The sequence below is a fragment of the Gammaproteobacteria bacterium genome, assembly GCA_022340215.1.
GTDB lineage: Bacteria > Pseudomonadota > Gammaproteobacteria > JAJDOJ01 > JAJDOJ01 > JAJDOJ01.
This window is the reverse complement of record JAJDOJ010000006.1, coordinates 1-18885: the sequence shown is the minus strand read 5'-3', so window position 1 is coordinate 18885 and position 18885 is coordinate 1. Positions and strand designations below refer to the sequence as shown.

Annotated in this window: 17 protein-coding genes; 3 read left to right on the top strand and 14 right to left on the bottom strand. The window is 62.2% G+C overall.

Going from position 1 to position 18885, the window contains the following annotated elements; genetic code table 11:
* The 14 genes from LJE91_00510 to def all read right to left on the bottom strand — a co-directional run.
* On the bottom strand, positions 1–575 hold a 575-nt coding region (locus tag LJE91_00510; GenBank protein ID MCG6867245.1), incomplete at its 3' end, for a tetratricopeptide repeat protein.
* 115 nt (positions 576–690) lie between these two features.
* Complete coding sequence (locus LJE91_00505) at positions 691–1719, bottom strand: VWA domain-containing protein (protein MCG6867244.1); 1029 nt, start codon at positions 1717–1719, stop codon at positions 691–693.
* A 1-nt stretch (position 1720) separates the two neighbouring features.
* Positions 1721–2755, bottom strand: a complete 1035-nt coding sequence (locus LJE91_00500) for a VWA domain-containing protein (GenBank protein ID MCG6867243.1) — start codon at positions 2753–2755, stop codon at positions 1721–1723.
* Entirely contained in the window at positions 2755–3282 is a 528-nt protein-coding gene (locus tag LJE91_00495; GenBank protein ID MCG6867242.1) for a DUF4381 domain-containing protein, read from the bottom strand. The genes LJE91_00500 and LJE91_00495 overlap by 1 nt, the downstream gene beginning before the upstream one ends.
* The gene (locus LJE91_00490; protein ID MCG6867241.1) at positions 3279–4205 is read right to left on the bottom strand and encodes a DUF58 domain-containing protein; all 927 of its coding nucleotides are present in this window, start codon (positions 4203–4205) and stop codon (positions 3279–3281) included. The genes LJE91_00495 and LJE91_00490 overlap by 4 nt, the downstream gene beginning before the upstream one ends.
* 68 nt (positions 4206–4273) lie before the next feature.
* On the bottom strand, positions 4274–5242 hold the full coding sequence (locus tag LJE91_00485) for an AAA family ATPase (protein ID MCG6867240.1): 969 nt from the start codon (positions 5240–5242) through the stop codon (positions 4274–4276).
* A 328-nt stretch (positions 5243–5570) separates the two neighbouring features.
* The gene (locus tag LJE91_00480) at positions 5571–7022 is read right to left on the bottom strand and encodes a TrkH family potassium uptake protein (GenBank protein ID MCG6867239.1); all 1452 of its coding nucleotides are present in this window, start codon (positions 7020–7022) and stop codon (positions 5571–5573) included.
* 26 nt (positions 7023–7048) lie between these two features.
* Complete coding sequence (gene trkA, locus LJE91_00475) at positions 7049–8422, bottom strand: Trk system potassium transporter TrkA (protein MCG6867238.1); 1374 nt, start codon at positions 8420–8422, stop codon at positions 7049–7051.
* Between the two features lie 10 nt (positions 8423–8432).
* Entirely contained in the window at positions 8433–9803 is a 1371-nt protein-coding gene (locus LJE91_00470; GenBank protein ID MCG6867237.1) for a sigma-54 dependent transcriptional regulator, read from the bottom strand.
* Complete coding sequence (locus tag LJE91_00465; GenBank protein ID MCG6867236.1) at positions 9800–11983, bottom strand: HAMP domain-containing protein; 2184 nt, start codon at positions 11981–11983, stop codon at positions 9800–9802. The genes LJE91_00470 and LJE91_00465 overlap by 4 nt, the downstream gene beginning before the upstream one ends.
* Positions 11980–12579 carry a DUF4390 domain-containing protein gene (locus tag LJE91_00460; GenBank protein ID MCG6867235.1) on the bottom strand — a complete coding sequence of 200 codons (600 nt, stop codon included), beginning with the start codon at positions 12577–12579 and terminating at the stop codon, positions 11980–11982. Before LJE91_00460 ends, LJE91_00465 begins: the two co-directional genes overlap by 4 nt.
* 40 nt (positions 12580–12619) lie before the next feature.
* Entirely contained in the window at positions 12620–13912 is a 1293-nt protein-coding gene (gene rsmB, locus LJE91_00455) for a 16S rRNA (cytosine(967)-C(5))-methyltransferase RsmB (protein ID MCG6867234.1), read from the bottom strand.
* Positions 13913–13927: 15 nt separating this feature from the next.
* Complete coding sequence (fmt, locus tag LJE91_00450) at positions 13928–14881, bottom strand: methionyl-tRNA formyltransferase (protein MCG6867233.1); 954 nt, start codon at positions 14879–14881, stop codon at positions 13928–13930.
* A 73-nt stretch (positions 14882–14954) separates the two neighbouring features.
* Positions 14955–15488: a peptide deformylase gene (gene def, locus LJE91_00445; GenBank protein ID MCG6867232.1), complete on the bottom strand. Its 534-nt coding sequence runs from the start codon at positions 15486–15488 to the stop codon at positions 14955–14957.
* A gap of 149 nt (positions 15489–15637) precedes the next feature.
* Here def and LJE91_00440 point away from each other — a divergent pair, with 149 nt between their 5' ends.
* The 3 genes from LJE91_00440 (at position 15638) to LJE91_00430 (ending at position 18735) form a co-directional block, all read left to right on the top strand.
* The gene (locus LJE91_00440) at positions 15638–16792 is read left to right on the top strand and encodes a LysM peptidoglycan-binding domain-containing protein (protein ID MCG6867231.1); all 1155 of its coding nucleotides are present in this window, start codon (positions 15638–15640) and stop codon (positions 16790–16792) included.
* Positions 16793–16888: 96 nt separating this feature from the next.
* Positions 16889–17995: a DNA-processing protein DprA gene (dprA, locus tag LJE91_00435; GenBank protein ID MCG6867230.1), complete on the top strand. Its 1107-nt coding sequence runs from the start codon at positions 16889–16891 to the stop codon at positions 17993–17995.
* Between the two features lie 275 nt (positions 17996–18270).
* Positions 18271–18735, top strand: a complete 465-nt coding sequence (locus LJE91_00430; GenBank protein MCG6867229.1) for a DUF494 domain-containing protein — start codon at positions 18271–18273, stop codon at positions 18733–18735.
* Positions 18736–18885 lie beyond the last annotated feature (150 nt).

Below are 18885 nucleotides of genomic sequence, written 5' to 3'. Positions count from 1 at the left end.
TGCTCGTTCTGCTGCTGCTGCTCCTTCTGCTCCTGCTGCTCCTGCTGCTCCTGCTGCTCCTTCTGCTGCTGCTGCTCCTTCTGCTCCTGCTGCTCCTTCTGCTCCTGCTGCTCCTGCTGCTCCTGCTGTTCCTTCTGTTCCTTCTGTTCCTTCTGTGCCTTCTGTTCCGGCTTCTGCGCCTCCTTCTTGAAAACCGTTTCTTCGTCGAGTTTCCCCAGCATGGCCTGAACCAGAATCAGGTTGGTCCGCGCGTCCTCGTCCTCCGGCCGCCTGGCGAGCACCTCCTCGTATGCCTCCTCGGCGCGTTCGTATTGCTCCTGCATGAAGCGGGCATTACCCAGGTTGTAGATGGCATCGATTGCGACATCTTCACGCTGCACCTGCTCGAATTCCCTGGCCGACCCCTCATAGTCCCCCGCCTTGTAGAGCGCAACCCCGGTCCGGTAGTGATCGCTGAATCCGTTCGCGGCTGCGTCGTATTCGCCCTCCTCGTAAGATTGCTGCGCTGCCTGATCCCGGTTCTGAAACCACCCCGCGTCGGCGACGGGGACACCGGATATGAGGAGGTATGCCATGAGTACACCCACCACACGGGCGAAATCAAAAATCTGTTTCGCGCCGCGACCAGGAGGTCCTGCGTCCCACGAATCGACGCCCGCAAGTAACCATTGAATGCCTTTCTTGATCACACTACCTCGAGGATCTGAACAGGCCCGGTGTAAACCGGGTCATTTCCGGCAGCAGAGCCAGAATCAGAATACCGATCAGCCAGTAGAACTGCTCGTGCCAGATACGGGTCTGCTCAGCGCCCTTGACGCTGACCGAGGCATCCGAGGCAATCCGGTCGACGAACGCCAGCGTATCGTCGCTACGGAAGTCGGCATTGATGTATTCGCCCCCCCCCGCCTCTGCCAGGGACTGCAGCAGCCGTTCATTCATTTGGGACTGCACCGATTTTCCGTCCCGGCCCCGCATGGGTCGTCCATCGGGAGCGGGCACGCTCCCCCCCTGCAATGTTCCCACACCCATCGTGTGCACACGTATCCCGTCCTTCGACAGCCCCCTGACCGTCGCCTGCAGACCGGGCTCAGCGAAATCTCCATCGGAAATCAGGAGTATGGATCGGGTAGTGTCGTCACCTTCGCCGGAGAGCAATGCGCGCGCCGAACCCAGCGCATCGGTGACCCGACTGCCCTGCAGCGTGGCCAATTCGGTCGAAATCGCCGGGAGCAGGCGCCGAATCCCCTGGGTATCCTCGGTAACGGGGGAGATCACGTGGGGTGCAGTGGCGAATACCACCAGACCGATACGCACACCCCGCGCATATTTAAGCAGGTCCTCGACTTCCTGTCGCGCGCGGGCAAGTCTCGAAGGTTTGACGTCCTCTACACGCATCGATCCCGAAATGTCCAGCAACACCACGAGCTCGACATCCGGACGGAAGAGTTGGACGTCCGTATATCCCATGCGTGGACCGGCCAGTGCGCCGATCAGTAGTGTCCAGAGGAATGTCCAGAACGCAAAACGGCCCCATTTCTGCTTCCCACCTGCCACATTTCCTCGATGCATCAGGTGCGGCAGCAGGTCGGGATCCGCGTAGTCGCGAATCCGTCTGTTGTCCGAAATACTGGCGGTCATCGTCAGCCACACCCAAACGGGAAAGGGAAGCAGCAGCAGCCAGAACACACCGGGATGCGTGAAATGCAGGGCCGATTCCAATTCAAGCGCCCCCGCGGCGAAAGCGCCGCCGCGCCTGAGGAAACAGGCCGAGAACAGCCAGCACTACCGCCGCGATAGCGAGGGGTAGATAGAACAGCGGTCGCGGGATCAATACCTCTCTCGCCTCCACCTCTGTCTGTTCCAGCTCGTCGATACGCCGGTAGATCTCCTCGAGGGCCTGCGCGTCGGTCGCCCGGAAATACGCGCCCCCGGTCAACTCCGCGATCTGCCGCAGGGTGTCCTCGTCGATCTCCATCGCCACCTGCTTGCGTACCCCTCCCTCGATGAACGGGACCAGCCCCATGCTGCCGACGCCTATGGTGTAGATCCGGATTCCCTCCCTGGCTGCGAGCCGGGCGGCCATCAGTGGCGGAAGCAGACCGGCGGTGCTTTCCCCGTCGGTCACCAGCACCATGACGCGCGCGCCCTCGGGCCGCTCCTTCAGTTTCTTAACGCCAAGCCCTATGCCGTCCCCCATCGCCGTCGCGTCTCCCACGATGCTGGGTTCCACCGAGCCAAGCAGATGGCGCACGGCCTGGACATCGTGGGTAAACGGAGAAAGTATGTAGGCATAGTCCCCGAACAGGACCAGCCCGATCCTGTCGCCCTCGCGCCCCTCGACAAAGCTGCCGGCCACGCCCTTTAAGACGGACATTCGACTGATTTCGCGGCCGTTCACGGAAAAGTCCAGGGCGCCCATGGAACGTGAGGCGTCAACCGCCAGGAGCAGGTCATGTCCCCGTGTGCGCGATTCGGCGTGAAGCTCCAGCGTCTGCGGACGCATCATCGCGAGCACCAGCGCGGTCCACAGCAACATCAAAAACAAGCGATAAAATCGCCCGGCCGTCCCGGAGACGGATCCCATCTCGCCCCCGTAGGCCTTTTCCAGCGCAATCACGTTGGGGTGGAACAGGGAGGTTTCCAGCGAATCTTCGGCACCCTTGCGGACCCTGACCCGCCGTCGCGCCGTAAGTGCCCCTAGGATCAGGGGTAAAGGCAGCAGCACCGCAAACCAGGGCCACGCAAAGCTGAACATTACACCGCCTCTCCGACCCGCGCGGACTGCGCAGTCGCCTGTGACGTGTTCAGGTCCGATACCCAATGGGCCGCCGCCCGGACCAGAGGCCTCAACGCCTGCCTCGCAACCTCGCTGGCGGCACTGTCGGCGTAGGGCAACGTAACCAGTATCTTTCCACTGGAGACCCAGTCGAAACCCTGCGGATCGTGCGCGGCCAGCCACCGCAACCATTCGGTGCCGGTCAGTCCGGCGCAATCAACCCGCCCGTAGCGCGCCATGGCCACCCTGCGCAGGAACTCGGATAACTCCCCCGCAGTCTTCTTGGGGTCCTGGGTCGCCATCCGCTTTCGCAGCATCAGAATCCGCCTGCGGGCGTCCGCTCGCCAGCCGAGACGTGACTTCCACCGGTTCCAGATGAATACGCCGGCGACCGTCAAAGCGATGCCCAGGGCAAGCATCACCCACCAACCCGGTCCCGGCGGCCACCACCCGACCGGATCGATATCCCGGATGTCACGCAGATACTTCTCCGGAGACTCGATCAAACTGCGGCCCTCACACTCCTGCTGCGCTGCAGACCCTCCGCGAGGGCGCGGTGCACATCCTCGTTGGTCCGCAAAGGCTGGAGTGAGATCCCCAGCCGGTTCGTCATATTCAGTAGCTCGCGGCGCCGGCCCTCCCATCCTCCAGCGTAGGCCGCTCGCCCTTCGGGTTCGTCCGTATCAACTTCCAGCAACTCACCGGACAGGGTCCGGAACGCGACCCGGCCCATGGCCGGAATCTCGCTGTCGGCCGGGTCGTCCACCGGCAACAGCATCACGCTGTGTCGCTGCCGAAGATGTCCAAGCGGACGTTCCAGATCAGCGCAATCCCTGTTGAACTCACCAATGACGAACACGAGCGACCCCGTTCCGGAACCCTTTGCCAGCTTCACGAGCGCATCGGCGATGCGACCCTGCCCCCTGGCACCCGCTTCCCCCTCTTGCGGGGCGCGGGACAGTCCGTGCAGGAGGCGCCAAAGGCCACGGCGACCACGCTCGGGTCTGAAATATTCGATCCCCTCGCGGCCGAAGAGCAGCCCACCCACGCGGTCATGGTGATTGTTTGCAGCCCAGCCGAGCAAAGCCGCAGCGCGGGCCGCCTGGACGGACTTGAAGGTCCCCCGCGTGCCGAAATTCATATGCGCCCCGGCGTCGACACAGATCATGACCTCACGTTCGCGCTCTTCCTTGAAGACCTTCATGTGCGGCAGATTGGTACGGGCAGTGACGTTCCAGTCCATATTCCGGATATCGTCGCCGTCCCGATACTCCCGCACCTCCTCGAAGTCCAGACCGAAGCCGCGAAACACGGAGGCATAGAGACCGCTGAACTTGCTGTTGACCAGGTGGTGGGAGGCAAGACCAAGGGTTCGCGCCTTGTGGCGCAACTCCAGTAGATCATCGAGATGTGGCTGAAGACTCATCATCGAATCCAGCGGTTGGCCAGAAAGCCGAAGCCGAAGAAAAGCAATTCCGGGCGGAGGTCCGACACGCTTCAGGGAACCGCAACGACCCGAAGCAGACGCTCGATGACGTCGTTGGTCGTAACGCCCTCCGCCTCACCCTCGAAACTCAACAGAATTCGGTGTCGCAGCACCCCGGGGGCGACCGCCTGGATATGTTCCGGCGTCACATACCGCTCGCCGTCGATCCAGGCCCGCGCACGCGCGCAGCGGGCAAGGGCTATCGATGCCCTTGGAGATGCGCCGAACCGCACCCATCGCTCCAGATCCGAATCGTAGGGACCCGGTCCTCGACTGGCCTGGACCAGATCCACGATATAGCGATTCAGTCTTTCGTCGACGAAGATTTTTGATACCGTCGCGCGAGCAGCGTCGATCGTCTTCTGGCTGACGACCTGTGCAGGCGGTGCCGCAGGCCCCTGTTGCCTGCGGCTGTCGAGATCGAGAATAAGTAGCTCCTCTTCCGGGGTGGGGTAGGTGACCAGGGCCTGGATCAGGAACCGGTCGAGCTGAGCCTCCGGAAGATGGTAGGTCCCCTCCTGCTCTATCGGGTTCTGGGTCGCCAGGACCATGAACAGTCCCGGTAGTTGATAGGTGCTGCGTCCTACCGTCACCTGCCTCTCGGCCATCGCCTCGAGGAGCGCGGATTGAACCTTTGCCGGAGCGCGGTTGACCTCGTCCGCCAGCAATATGTTGTGAAACAGCGGCCCCGGACGGAACTCGAATCGGGCCTCGTCGTGACGGTAGATATCCGTTCCGACCAGGTCGGAAGGAAGTAGATCGGGCGTGAACTGGATTCGGTGATAGTCGCCCTCTACGGCATCCGAGAGTGTCTTGACGGCGGTCGTCTTTGCCAGTCCGGGGAGGCCCTCGACCAGGAGGTGCCCGTCGCTGAGCAGACAGATGATGATGCTGTCGACGAGTTCCTGCTGACCGATGACCTGCGAGGCGAGATGCTCCCGCACGGGATTCAGACAGGAGGAGTCGAGCGCGGCGTTCATAGAAGATCCCTCAATAGTTTGTTCGCGACACGAGATGCACGATGCAGCCCCGTTTCGCGCGGGGTCATAGGGCTGCATGTAGATCCCGCCGTCAAGGGGGGGGGGTGATCCGTGACCGACCCGGACAATGAACTGCGGATAGCGCTGCTACCCCCGGATTCACCGCCGGGGCTCAAGGAGGCAGGAGTTTGCTCGAGGCAAACACAGACACCCTGGGAGTTATTCTTGTTATTCCGTACGACGCAACCACAATATAAATAATCACATGACTGCTGTGCAGTTACAAGCGACAATTCAAACGCGGCTCAGAACACGTCGCGTACCGATGTCAATTTCTCCAGAAGCCAGGTGTTAACAACACCAGCAGAGTGAAGATCTCCAGACGGCCCAGCAGCATGGCCAGGCAGAGCGTCCATTTCGAAAAATCGTTCAACCCTGCAAAATTCTCACCGACCTCGCCAAGCCCAGGACCCAGGTTGTTGAGGCTGGCGGCAACCGCGGAAAACGCCGTGACCTGGTCCAGCCCCGAGGCCATCAGGAGCAGCAGCATGATCCCGAAAACTGCCACGTAGGCGGAGAAGAACCCCCAGACCGCTTCCATCACCCGGTCGTCGAGGGCCTTGTTGCCTATCTTTACCACGATACGCGCGCTGGGATGGACCAGCCGCGCCAGCTCCCGAGCACCCTGCTTGACCAGCAGCAGGAAGCGGATCACCTTCATGCCGCCTCCCGTCGAACCGGCGCAACCTCCGACGAAACTCAAGAACAGCAGCAGCACCGGAAGGAATCCTGGCCAGTCCGAATAGTTCGCCGTGGTAAACCCGGTGGTTGTACCGATCGACACGACCTGAAAGATACCGTGGTGAACGGCAGCGCCCACACCGGGGAACGTCGCCGTCAGATAGAGATAAACGACGCAGATCGCCGCGACGACCGAAAGCAGGATGATGTAGGTCCGAAACTCGGCGTCGTCCCGGTAGGGAATGAGTGTCTGGGACCGCCATGCCAGGAAATGCAGGCTGTAGTTCGCGCCGGAGATCAGCATGAATACGACCGCGATCGCCTCGATCAACGCGCTGTGAAAATAGCCCATGCTGGCGTCGTGGGTCGAAAACCCGCCGATCGCGACGGTCGAGAAACTGTGCGAAATGGCGTCGAACACGTCCATCCCCGCGGCCCAGTAGGTGATCGCACAAACGATCGTCAGGCCGAGATAGATGTACCAAAGCGCCTTTGCCGTTTCGGTGATACGAGGGGTCAGCTTATTGTCTTTCATCGGCCCGGGTGTCTCGGCGCGATAGAGCTGCATGCCACCGATACCCAGCATGGGCAGAATCGCCACGGCAAGGACGATGATGCCCATCCCGCCCAGCCACTGGAGTTCCTGCCGATAGAAAAGTATCGACCTCGGCATGTGGTCCAGGCCGACGAGGACCGTTGCGCCCGTCGTCGTCAGTCCCGAGATGGACTCGAACACCGCATCGGTCACGCCGATATAGGGATGCTGGGCCGCGACCAGCGGCAATGCACCGAACAGACCGAGGACGGCCCAAAACATCACCACCGTCACGAACCCGTCGCGCACCCGCAGTTCGCGCCTGACCTGCATGACGGGAGCCCAGAAGACGAAACCCGTCCCCAGTGTCACCACGAAGCCGACCAGAAAAGGCCGGATCTCATCTCCTCCGAACCACCAGCCGACCGCGACCGGGGGCAGCATGGTGGTACTGAACACCATCAACAACAGGCCCAGAACTTTCTGTATGACGAGGATCTGCATGCCCGGCCGGTCCCCCGCACGAAGGGCTAGAGGAAAGTCACGCCGACCTGAAACAACCGCTCGACCTCCGGAATCCGTTTCTTGTCCATCAGAAACATGATGACGTGGTCCTCGGCTTCGATCACCGTGTCGTGGTGGGCGATAACCACCTCTTCACCCCGCACGACCGCATCGATCGTGGTCCCTTCCGGGAGCTTGATATCCTCGATACGCCGACCGACGACCTTCGAGGTCTTGGGATCACCGTGCGCGACGGCCTCGATCGCCTCGGCAGCCCCCCGCCGCAGCGAGTGCACCGCAACCACGTCACCACGGCGCACCCGAGTGAGCAGGGTGCCGATCGTCACCTGTTGCGGCGAGATCGCGATATCGATGATGCCGCTCTCCACCAGGGATACGTAACTCGGACGATTGATCAGCGACATGACCTTGAGCGCCCCGAGCCGCTTGGCGAGCATCGCCGAGAGGATGTTCGCCTCGTCGTCGTTGGTGAGCGCGCAGAAGACATCGGTATTCTCGATGTTCTCCGCGATCAGCAGTTCCTCATCGGCCGCGTCACCCTCCAGCACGATGGTTCCGTGAAGGTTCTCCGCCAGGTAGTCCGAACGGCGTCGGTTACGCTCGATGATCTTGACCTGAAACTGGCCCTCGAGCATTCGGGCCAGCTGGATCCCGATATTGCCGCCGCCGGCTAGGATGATGCGTTTGTACGGCTTGTCCAGCTTGCGCAATTCGCTGGTCACCGCCTCGATGTTCCGGTCCGCGGCCACGAAGAACACCTCGTCGTCCGGTTCGATGACGGTACGTCCGTCCGGGTTGATGGCGCGGCCGTGCCGAAAGATCGCGGCGACACGCGTCTGCAGCCCGGGAAGGTGCTGGTTGATGGCTCGCAGTTCGTGACCAACCAGCGGCCCGCCATAATAGGCACGCACGGCAACCAGCTGAACGCGCCCACTGGCGAAGTCCAGGACCTGGAGCGCACCGGGGTGCTCGATCAGTCGGCGAACATAATCTGTCACGAGCATCTCGGGACTGATCAGCACGTCGATAGGAACGGACTCCTGAGCGAACAGGACCGGCGAATCCATGTATTCCGTCGAGCGAACCCGGGCAATCTTGGTAGGGGTATGAAACAGGGTCCAGGCGACCTGACAGGCCACCATGTTGGTTTCGTCGCTGTTGGTGACAGCGATCAGCATATTCGCATCGGCCGCACCGGCCTGCGCCAGGACATCCGGGTGCGAGGCCACCCCGGTAACCGTGCGTAGATCGACACGGTCCTGTAACTCGTGCAGCACGTCGCCCTGGGTGTCGATCACCGTGATATCATGACCTTCGCGTACCAGGCTGCCCGCCAGCGAGCTGCCGACCCGACCGGCGCCGAGAATGATGATCTTCATCGCGGGCGGGCTACTGTACTTCCTTCGGATTGATGCCGAGCGCGCGCAGCTTTCGATAGAGGTGTGTGCGCTCCATGCCAACCCGTTCCGAGAGACGGCTGACGCTGCCTTCTGCGCTCCTGAGCTGATGCATCAGGTAGGCCCGCTCGAACGCCTCGCGTGCCTCGCGCATGGGGAGTTCAAAGAGTCTGCTCTGCCACTGCTCCTCGCCGACTGGTTTGTGGGAACGCGAGCCGAGCGCAATCTCGATTTCCTCCACCGTGACCTCCTGGTCGCTTCCGAGTATCAGCAGTCGCTGTACGAGGTTGCGTACCTCGAGTACGTTTCCAGGCCAGGTGTAGTGGATCAGGCGGTTCTGCGCCGCGATGGAGAAATGGCGATACGGCAACCCTTCCCGTGAACTGTAGAAGTCCACGTAAAAGTTGAGCAGCTCCTGAACGTCCTCGAGATGTTCGCGCAGTGGTGGGATGATCAGGGGAACCACGTTCAGGCGGTAGTAGAGGTCTTCGCGGAACCGGCCCGCCTCCACCTCCCGACCGAGATCCTTCTGGCTCGCCGCGATCACGCGTACGTCAACCTCCACCGGCTCGGCCCCACCGAGGCGAATAAAACTCCCGCTCTCCAGCGCGCTGAGCAGCCGTCCTTGTGCCTGAAGCTGCATGTCCGAAACCTCGTCGAGAAACAGGACCCCGCCGTTTGCCTGCTCGAGCAATCCGTAGTTGATGGCGTCTCCGGTTTCGCTGCCGAACAACTCGGAGGCGATGTCATCCCGTGACAACGGACCGGCGCTGACATTCACAAAACGCCCTTCGCGCCGCGCACTCTCGGCGTGAATATAGCGGGCTAGCGTTTCCTTGCCCGCACCCGTCTCACCGGTCAGCAGAATCCAGGTGTCGTGCTGCGCCACCTTGCGCGCCTTGTCGCGCAACTCCTGCATCAGGGCGCTCGATCCGATCGGTTCGCTGACCAGCGATGCCATCTGCTTGAGCCCCTGGTTTTCCCGTTCGAGCTGCTCGGCCTCCAGGGCGCGGCGGACGGTCAACAGCAACTTGGCCGTGGTCAATGGTTTCTCGACAAAATCATAAGCCCCGTAGCGGGTCGCCTCCACCGCAGTCTCGACCGTCCCGTGGCCTGACATCATCACGATCGGACAGGTGCTCCCTCCCGCCTCGCGCCACTCTTTCAACAGGCTGATCCCGTCCTCCCCCGGCATCCATATATCGAGCAGAATCATGTCCGGGCGCCGCTGCCGGCGGTGCTCCCTCGCCGAGGCGGCGTTCTCCGCAACGCTGACCGCATAGCCCTCGTCCTCGAGAATGTCCTTGACGATTTCCCGGATATCGGGCTCGTCATCCACTACCAGTATGTGCTGCGCTGTCACGCCGACCGCCTCCTGAGCTCGCTTTCTGTTTGTTGTCCCGGCTGCGTCGCGGCCTGCAGTCTCACCGTGATCTTCGCCCCATCGCCGGGTACGCTGTCGGCCCAAACCACGCCGCCATTCTCCTCCGCGATCTTTTTCACGATCGCAAGGCCAAGTCCGTTGCCCTTGACCTTGCTGGTGACATAGGGCTCGAAGAGATGCTCCATCAATTTCTGTGGAATTCCCGTGCCATTGTCGGCGATCTCCAGTTCGACAAAACGGCATCCGGAATCCTCAATACATCGCGTCGACACGTCGACCACCCCGTCGCTGCGTCCCTCCAGCGCCTCCAGCGCATTTTTTATCAGATTGTGCACCAACTGCCGGATGCGTCCGGCATCCACCTCGACCTGTGGCACATTCGGATCCAGCTCGACCCGTACCTCGGCACCTGCCGAGTTGGAGTGATACATCTCGGCGATATCGTGGATCAGATTGTTGAAATCCAGCGGCCGGATGTCGATCTCCGGTGTGCGGGCGTATTCGGCAAAGGCGTTGACCATCGATTTCAGGGCCTTGACCTGCTGGACGATCGTATCCGTCGAACGGCACAGGACCTTCGCCTGGGCCTCCTCCAGATTGGGCAGAAGTTTGCGTTGCAGCCGCTCCGCCGACAATTGAATCGGGGTTAGCGGATTCTTGATCTCGTGCGCCAGGCGGCGCGCGACCTCGGCCCATGCAGCATCACGCTGCGCCTGGATCAGGGCTGTCACATCGTCGAACACCACGACCTGCCCCCCCAATGGAAGTGCCACACCGCCGCACACCAGGATCTTGCGTCCTGTCGGACCGAGCAATTCGATCTGCTCGCGCCAGTCACGCTGATCGCCGAGATGGGGATTGAGGGTATTGTAGAACCCTCTCAACATGGGGTGCTCGTCACCGAGGTCCTCGAAGCGACCGCCGAGATACCGGTCTAGTTCGAGGTTGAGAATCTGTCCGGCGGTGAGATTTACGGTCCTCAGAATGCCACCGTCGTCCAGACTGATAACGCCTGAGGTGAGGTGATCGAGGATCGTCTGCAGGGAAGCCCGCTGGCGCTCGATGAGACGCTGGCTTCGATCCGCCGCATCCCTTGCCCTGGCAAGCTGCTCGGTCATCTGGTTGAATGACAGCAGTAACATGCCGAGGTCGTCGAGTTTCCCCACCGGCAGCTTCTGGTGGTACTCCCCCTTGGCCACCGCCCGCGTCCCCATGGCGAGGTCCCGGATCGGGGCCATCAGGCGCTGTGCGGAGTAGAAAGCCGCCCATACCGCAAACAGCACGGCGAGCAGCAGCACCAGCGAGAGTGTCAGGATGAAACTCTGTTTGAGAGGACTGCGCAGATACACCAGCTCGTTGTACTTGCTGAAGGCTACCTCCACGCTCTCGCCAAGTCTGCCGATGCGGGACGAGACCGGGTACATCGCCAGCAGCAGGCGCGGCTCCGGGTTCCCTCGGGTGGCCGGAATCTGGGTAACGACCCTGACCTGTAATTCAGCCTGGTTCTGGGGATCCAGGCCGACGTAGGTATCGCCCTGGCTGACCAGACGCAGCACGCTGCCGCTCGGCAATCGGGGAAACATCGAGGAACCCGGCACGCCGCTGGATGCGACGATTCGGTGATCGTTGCCGAGGACCGTCAACTCGAGGGCGTCGGAGGCACGGTCGATGTCGCTCAGGGTGAGTGCGGTCATCGCGTTCGGCACATCGGACAGGGTACGCGCCATCGGTTCGGTCTTCTGCAGGGCGGCGCGCATGTAGAAGTCCAATGACGCCCGGCTCAGTTCCAGCGCGTCCACCAGGGCGTTTTCGATACGCACGTCGAACCAGCTATCGATGCTGCGTCCCAGCATCTGCATTGAGAACACATAGACGATCGATGCGGGCGCCAGTGCGAACACGATGAACGCGGTCATCATGCGCAGGGTAATACGGGACCCCGGCGTGCCATTGATCACGTTCCGGACCAGCGAAACGAGATTCAGACCGATCAGAATCAGCAGGCTCAGGAGGAACAGTGAACTCAGCAGCAGGAGTACGATGTAGAGCTGCTGAAACCTGGCGGCGTTGTGGCTCGCATCGCTCAGGAGGTAGAGCAGTACCAGGAGCAGGCCGAACAGCCCGATCATAGGCCACAGACCGGCGGATGGTCTGTTCATCTCAGCGGCAGCACATACCAGTCCGTCTTGATGCGCCAGACCGGCTTGATGAATGCAAGCATGCGCAGCGGCAGGGACAGCCCGGCCTGGTCCAGCATCGCGCGGACCTGGCAGTAGTAGGTCTCCCCGGGCTCCAGCCGGGAAGCGCTGAGCAGCTTTGCGTTCAGTAGTTTACCCGCATAGCGCAGGGCGGCCGTGAGTTCCGTAAACGACTCCAGGTCGCCGGTATACTCGTTCTTGACAAGATATTTCTCCAGTAGCGAGTTGTAGTGCAATCGGAAGCGGAAATCCTTCTCCACGATCGCGGTGTCTGGCAGCCATTGATTCTCCCGCAACACCTCGGCGCGAATCACCAGCTCCAGTTGGACACCGCTGGTCAGGGCCTCCTTCAGCGGCAGGGAGAGCCGGTAGTCGACCAGTACGTCGAGCAGATACATTCCCTGGCGGTAGTTGATCCCCGCCTGGGTGATGCTCGTCTCCCGATTGCCATCCGCGTACAGCGTACCGTTAAGGAGGCAAAGGCAACCCGTCAACAGCGCGAACACTAACCCTGCCACGGACCGTGCGGCGGTATCCCGTTGTTTAACTTCTGTCATCCGGATCATGCCTGGAACGTGTCGTACAGGAACAGGCACGCTACCGCTTTTGCAGCAGCGTGTAGAAAAAACCGTCCATATCCCGATCGCCGGGAAGGATCTGCAGTTCCCGAACACGAATCGGCCGGCCGGGTGCTTGCAGCGCCACTTCGCCCGCGTCGGGGTGCCGGTCGATGAACTGCCGCATCCGTTCCCGGTTTTCCTCCGGGAGTACGGAGCAGGTTGCATACAACAGCATACCGCCCCGCTTGAGTAACGGCCAGAGGGAACGGAGCAGCCTTCGCTGCGTCTGCACCAGCACGGGAAGCTGGGACGGGCGCCGGCGAACCTTGACATCCGGCTGCCGGCGGATGATCCCGGTTGCCGAGCACGGCGCGTCCAGCAGGATCCGGTCGAACGGTTCGCCGTCCCACCAGTCGTCTGTCTCGGCGGCGTCCGCCAGGATCGTCCTGGCGGACAGTCCCAACCGTTGCAGGGTCTCCTCCAGGCGTCGCAATCGCTGCGGATGTTTCTCCAGCGCTGTCATCTCGAGGGATCCGGTGGTGGTCTCGAGCACATGGGCGGTCTTGCCTCCCGGCGCGGCGCAGGCGTCCAGGACGCGCATGCCTGGACGACAGCCAAGATACCTGGCCGCGAGCTGCGCCGATGCGTCCTGCACACTCACCATCCCTTCCGAGAACCCAGGCAGATCTCCCACATCGACCGGCTGTCGTAGCGTCACCGCGCTGTCGACATCGCGTCGCGCATCCGCTTCGATCCCCACCGAGCGCAACATTCCGAGATAGTCGCTCGCCGTGCAACGCAGACGATTCACCCGCAAGGTCATCGGCGGGCGCTGGTTGCCGGCCTCGCAGATCCGTTCCCATGCATCGGGATAGGCCGATTCCAGCCGGCCCACTAACCAGCGCGGGTGTGCATAACGCGCCTGCGGATCCAGCGCAAGCGCCACATCGATCTCGTCACGGCGTCTCTGGTAAGCGCGTAGCACCCCATTGACCAGCCCCCGCGCCCAGGGTTTACCGATCGCCGCGCACAACCGCACGGTCTCGTTGACCGCGGCATGCACCGCAACCCGGGTCTCGCCCAACTGATACAGGCCGCTCAGCAGGAGGATGCCAATTTCCCGGTCCTTCGACTTGAGCGGCTTGCGCACAAGCAACCCGAGAATCGCCTCGAGCCGGGGATACCAGCGCAACGTGCCGTAACAGATCTCTCTGGCCAGCGCCCGCTCGCGCGGGTCGACGAGACCGGAAGCGTCGAACGCCTCGCTGAGCGGTCTGTCGTTCACGATCACCGCCGTCAGCGACCTGACGGCAGCAAGCCTTGCCTGCATCCGACCTATCCGACTTCAATGCGGGACATCGTCACCCGCATCGAATCGCATGTGTGCCAGGGAATGTGCATTGAGGAATTGCGCCGATGTCATCGGCCTGCCGCCGGGAAGCTGCACCTCCAGAAGGCGCAGCAGTCCGGCACCGGTCACGACATCGATGCCATCGCGCCCCGTACGCAATACGGTTCCAGGAAGCGTCCCGGAACTGGTTTTCCCGGACAGGGGAAGCGCCGACCATACCCGCAGGGTCTTGCCGTTATATGCGGTTTGCGCGACCGGCCAGGGCCTGAATGCGCGCACCATGCGGGCCAGACTTTCCGCCGGTAGTGACCAGTCTATGCGCGCCTCGGCCTTGTCCAGCTTTCTGGCGTAAGTGGCCCGTTCAGGGTCCTGCGGGACCGGTTGTAACGAGCCGGCTAGAAGCTCGCGCAGGACCTGTACCAGCAGGTCCCCGCCGAGACCCGCCAGCTTGTCATGCAACGTACCCCCCGTGTCGGTGTCCTCGATGGGAACCGCGCGCTGCAAAAGGATATCGCCCGTGTCGAGGCCGGCATCCATCCGCATGATGCTGATCCCGGTTTCCCGATCCCCCTCGAGCAGGGCTCTCTGGATCGGCGCGGCCCCCCGCCAGCGGGGCAGGAGTGATGCGTGGACGTTGATACAACCGTACCTCGGAATCGCCAGAACGGGCTGGGGAAGCAGCAGACCGTAGGCGGCCACGACCATGAGGTCGGGCTCGAGTGCACGCAAATGCCCCTGAACGTCCCCACCCTTCAGCGTTCGGGGCTGGAGGATATCCAGACCCGACTCGAGGGCAAGCAGCTTGACGGGACTCGCATGCAGCTTGCGCCCCCTGCCGGACTGCCTGTCCGGCTGCGTCAGGACGGCAACGATCTCGTGCGGCGTCGCCAGGACCGCCTCCAGCGAGGCAAGGGCGAATTCGGGGGTACCGGCGAAGATAATTCGCATGCTGCGGGGCACTCGTATCGTCGGGCGTTCGATCACCCGAGTGCAACGGCGGGTAACCGTGCCGGTTGCGAGGTCAGATCACCTGGCGTTCGTGTTCCGGCTCCGGTTTCGAGAATCGCTGCTGCTTTTCGAGTTTCTTGCGAATGCGCTGACGTTTCAGAGGCGAGATATAGTCGACGAAAAGCTTGCCGTCCAGGTGGTCGATCTCGTGCTGAATGCACACGGCCAGCAACCCGTCGGCCTCGAATTCCAGCAGGTCTCCGTCGCGATCCAGCGCACGCACCGCGATATGGTCGGCGCGCTGCACCTTCTCATAGACCCCGGGCACCGACAGGCACCCCTCTTCCATGACCTCGACACCGTCCCGGCTCACAATCTCCGGATTGATCAGGCAAAGGGGGCTATCCTTACGTTCCGAAACGTCGATCACGATGATCCGCAATGCAACGTTGACCTGGATCGCTGCCAACCCGATGCCCGGCGCCGCGTACATGGTCTCGAACATGTCGTCGACCGTCCGTCGCACGTCATCGTCCACCTGAGCCACCGGTTCGGCCTTGCGGCGTAATTTGGGGTCGGGAAAGTGCAGTATCTCCAGCATAGCCATCTATCTGAAATCCACGCATATACCTGCCGATTTGCAAGAATAACAGGCGCGACTATGATTGTCCCATACGGGAAGACTTTTCTCTCGCCCTGATAATTCCCGCAAATTCAGGATTCACCCGATCAACACGTGAAAATCGAGGGGTTCCCATGCCGGTCCGATCGATACCCGCATTTGTCGTCGCCGCGATGATGGCGCTCTCCTCCGGCTGCTCGACCCGGTCCGAGTCGACACGAGCAGAGACTGACGTTCAACCCGCCGCGCCGGCAGAGACCGCCGTGGCCGTCGATCCGACGCCTGCGCCCGCTGTCGAGGAAACCGTCGTGGAAATCCGGGAGACCGCGCCGACCCGCTATGTGGTTCAGCCCGGCGACACGCTCTGGGACATCTCTGCGGAATACCTCTACGAACCCTGGTACTGGCCCGAGATCTGGCACGTCAACCCGCAGATCCGCAATCCTCACCTCATCTATCCCGGTGACGTCCTGACGCTCTACTACGACGGCGACCGGCCCCGCGTCCAGGTGACCGGCGGACCGCGGGTCGCCGGTCTGAAGACGGCCCGCCTAGGGCCCCAGATCCGCGTGGAAGCGATCGACGAACACAGTAATGAGATACCGATCCAGGCGATCCAGGAATTCATCATTCACCCCATGGTTGTCACCAAACGCGATCTGGACACCGCGCCTTACGTCGTCGGCGGGCAGGACTATCGCCTGATCTTCGGCAACGAGGACTCGCTCTACGTGCGTAACCTCGACAAAGCCGAACCGGGAACCGGATACGCCATCGTGCGTGGCGACAGCGAGGTGCACGACCCGAAAACCGGGGAGCCGCTGGGATATACCACGACCCCGGTGGGCGACGCACGGCTTCTACGTTCGGGCGATCCGGCGACCCTGCGCTTCCTGAACCCGAAGCGCGAAGCGCTGGTGGGGGACAAGCTGTTCCGGCAGAAGCGCGTCTCCGACCATAGCGCGTTTTTCCCGCACCCGCCGGCAAGCCAGATCGATGCCTCGGTCGTGTCGCTGTTCGACGCCATCTCCATGGTTGGCGCCCTGCAGATCGCGGTCATCAGCGCCGGTGAGCGGGACGGTGTCGATGAGGGCAGCGTGTTCAGAGTCTGGGAAGAGGGACTCGAGATCGATGACCCGCTTGCACCAGTCAACAAGCGCAGCGTGCGGCTGCCCGCCGAACGCGCGGGGACCGTGATGGTCTTTCAGACGTTCGACAAGATAAGCTACGCACTGGTCATGGATGCCACCCGACCGATTCAGTACGGCGACGTGGTGCGAACGCCTTGATTCGACTCCGCGTCCCAGACGCCCCAAACCCGATTCCCGTGGCACCCTGAGCTCCGGCGACGAAGGACCTCGATTCGGTCGGGCAGGGACGGGGCCATGGAAGAGCTGACGGATTGGCTGACGTTATGGCGGGTACCGGGAATCGGCCCGGTACGCTTCCACACCCTCATCGAACGCCTGGGTCCCCCGGAAGAAATTCTCAATGCGCCCGCCGGGCAGATAACCGCGGCGGGATTTCCACCCGGTCTTGCCGGCGCGATTGCCGGCGCCGACCGGCGTCGCTGCGAACCCGACCTGGACTGGCTGGGAAAGCCCGATCACGAGATCCTCACCATTCGGGATCCGCGTTACCCGAGCCCTCTGAAAGAAATTTCGCATCCACCACCGATACTGTTCGTCACCGGACAATGCGACTGCCTCAATGACCCGCAACTGGCGATCGTGGGCAGCCGTAACCCCTCGCCCGGCGGCGCCCGGAACACGCGGGAATTCGCCGGCGAACTGGCTAGTGCCGGCCTGACAATCACCAGCGGACTGGCCCGTGGCGTCGACGGGATCGCCCACGAGGCGGTCCTGAACCGTGGCGGCGTCACGATCGCGGTCACGGCGACGGGGCCGGACCGCGTCTACCCGGCCCGTCACAGGGAACTCGCGCATCGCATCGCCGAGGACGGTGCTATCGTCACCGAGTTTCCCGTCGGCACGCCACCCCGCGCGGACCGGTTCCCTCAACGCAATCGCCTGATCAGTGGACTCTGTCTCGGCGCCCTTGTTACGGAGGCGGCACGACGAAGCGGCGCATTGATTACAGCAAGGCACGCCCTGGAGCAGGGACGCGAGGTGTTCGCCATTCCCGGATCCATCCACAATCCGGTAGCGCGCGGCTGCCATTCGCTGATCCGTCAGGGGGCGATGCTCGTCGAGTCAACGAGCGACATCCTGGAGGAACTGTCCGGGCAGATCGACCTGCAGCGATTCGCGCCGCGGTCTGAACCGGAGAAGGCCGACACAGGGGCGAAACTCGGGCCCGACGTCATCGAACTGTTATCGTCGATGGGACATGATCCGGTTTCTGTCGAGGACATTGTGGAATCCAGCGGATTGACCCCGGAGTCGGTTTCCTCCATGCTGATCATGCTGGAATTGAAGGGCTATGTGGGCCTCGGTTCCAACGGGGCCTATCACCGGCTGAGAAGCGACTAGTGGCGCCAGGATCGAATGGACGGAACGGGATGTGCCCGGGGCGCGAAGCGCGGCCTCCGTTCGAAAAGCGGTCGTTCCGAGCCGGATCGTCAGACCCGTTTCGGAACCCTATCGAGGAATTTGCAGCAGCCTGTCAGGTGATCAGGCAAGCCCGACGACCAGTAGGCGCAGGACCAGCGATCCGGTGCATCCCGGGCCTGGCCCCTACCCTGGTACGACGGAAACACAACGGGAGAGAACCTGTCAGCGGCTCCCCCCCTGTGCGATGACCGATAATGAAAGAAGATGTAGTAGACGTATTGCTGTACCTGTTCGAGAGCTACGTCGACAACGACCTCGAACCCACCGACGACCGGGACGCCCTGCATTCGAAGCTGATCGATGCCGGCTTTCATGCCAAGGACATCGAGCATGCGTTCAGCTGGCTGGAAGACCTGTCGAATACTGGAAAGTTTCAGGCGCCCGGCGAGCACTCGACACGCGTCTATGACGCGAGGGAACTTCGCAAGCTGGATCTTCCCTGTCGCGGATTTCTGCAGTTTCTCGAATCCCGCGGCATCCTCACGGCCACCCTGCGCGAGGTCGTCATCGACCGTGTCATGGCACTCGAGACCGATGAGATAGACCTGGAACAACTGCGCTGGCTGGTTCTCATGGTACTTTACAACCTCCCGGACCAGGAGGCGTCCTGTGTCTGGCTGGAGTATCTGGTACTCGACCGGACGGACCTCCTGCATTGAGCCTGGCGCTCTAGGAGCCTGTCGGACTTAGGCGATCGTAGCGAGCATGGTGGGAGAACGAGACAAAAAGTTTACGATTTCGAGGCGCATAGTGGGCCTACGCAACGAGAAATCGGGGATTTTTTGGCCGCTCTCCCATCAGCGCAGTAG

Coding starts and splice junctions, on each gene's coding strand:
- LJE91_00440 (MCG6867231.1), top strand. CDS start 15,638: ATGCCGGTCCGATCGATACCCGCATTTGTCGTCGCCGCGATGATGGCG.
- def (MCG6867232.1), bottom strand. CDS start 15,488: ATGGCTATGCTGGAGATACTGCACTTTCCCGACCCCAAATTACGCCGC.
- LJE91_00490 (MCG6867241.1), bottom strand. CDS start 4,205: ATGATGAGTCTTCAGCCACATCTCGATGATCTACTGGAGTTGCGCCAC.
- LJE91_00485 (MCG6867240.1), bottom strand. CDS start 5,242: ATGAACGCCGCGCTCGACTCCTCCTGTCTGAATCCCGTGCGGGAGCAT.
- LJE91_00465 (MCG6867236.1), bottom strand. CDS start 11,983: ATGAACAGACCATCCGCCGGTCTGTGGCCTATGATCGGGCTGTTCGGC.
- dprA (MCG6867230.1), top strand. CDS start 16,889: ATGGAAGAGCTGACGGATTGGCTGACGTTATGGCGGGTACCGGGAATC.
- LJE91_00460 (MCG6867235.1), bottom strand. CDS start 12,579: ATGACAGAAGTTAAACAACGGGATACCGCCGCACGGTCCGTGGCAGGG.
- rsmB (MCG6867234.1), bottom strand. CDS start 13,912: ATGCAGGCAAGGCTTGCTGCCGTCAGGTCGCTGACGGCGGTGATCGTG.
- LJE91_00430 (MCG6867229.1), top strand. CDS start 18,271: ATGAAAGAAGATGTAGTAGACGTATTGCTGTACCTGTTCGAGAGCTAC.
- trkA (MCG6867238.1), bottom strand. CDS start 8,422: ATGAAGATCATCATTCTCGGCGCCGGTCGGGTCGGCAGCTCGCTGGCG.
- LJE91_00480 (MCG6867239.1), bottom strand. CDS start 7,022: ATGCAGATCCTCGTCATACAGAAAGTTCTGGGCCTGTTGTTGATGGTG.
- LJE91_00500 (MCG6867243.1), bottom strand. CDS start 2,755: ATGTTCAGCTTTGCGTGGCCCTGGTTTGCGGTGCTGCTGCCTTTACCC.
- fmt (MCG6867233.1), bottom strand. CDS start 14,881: ATGCGAATTATCTTCGCCGGTACCCCCGAATTCGCCCTTGCCTCGCTG.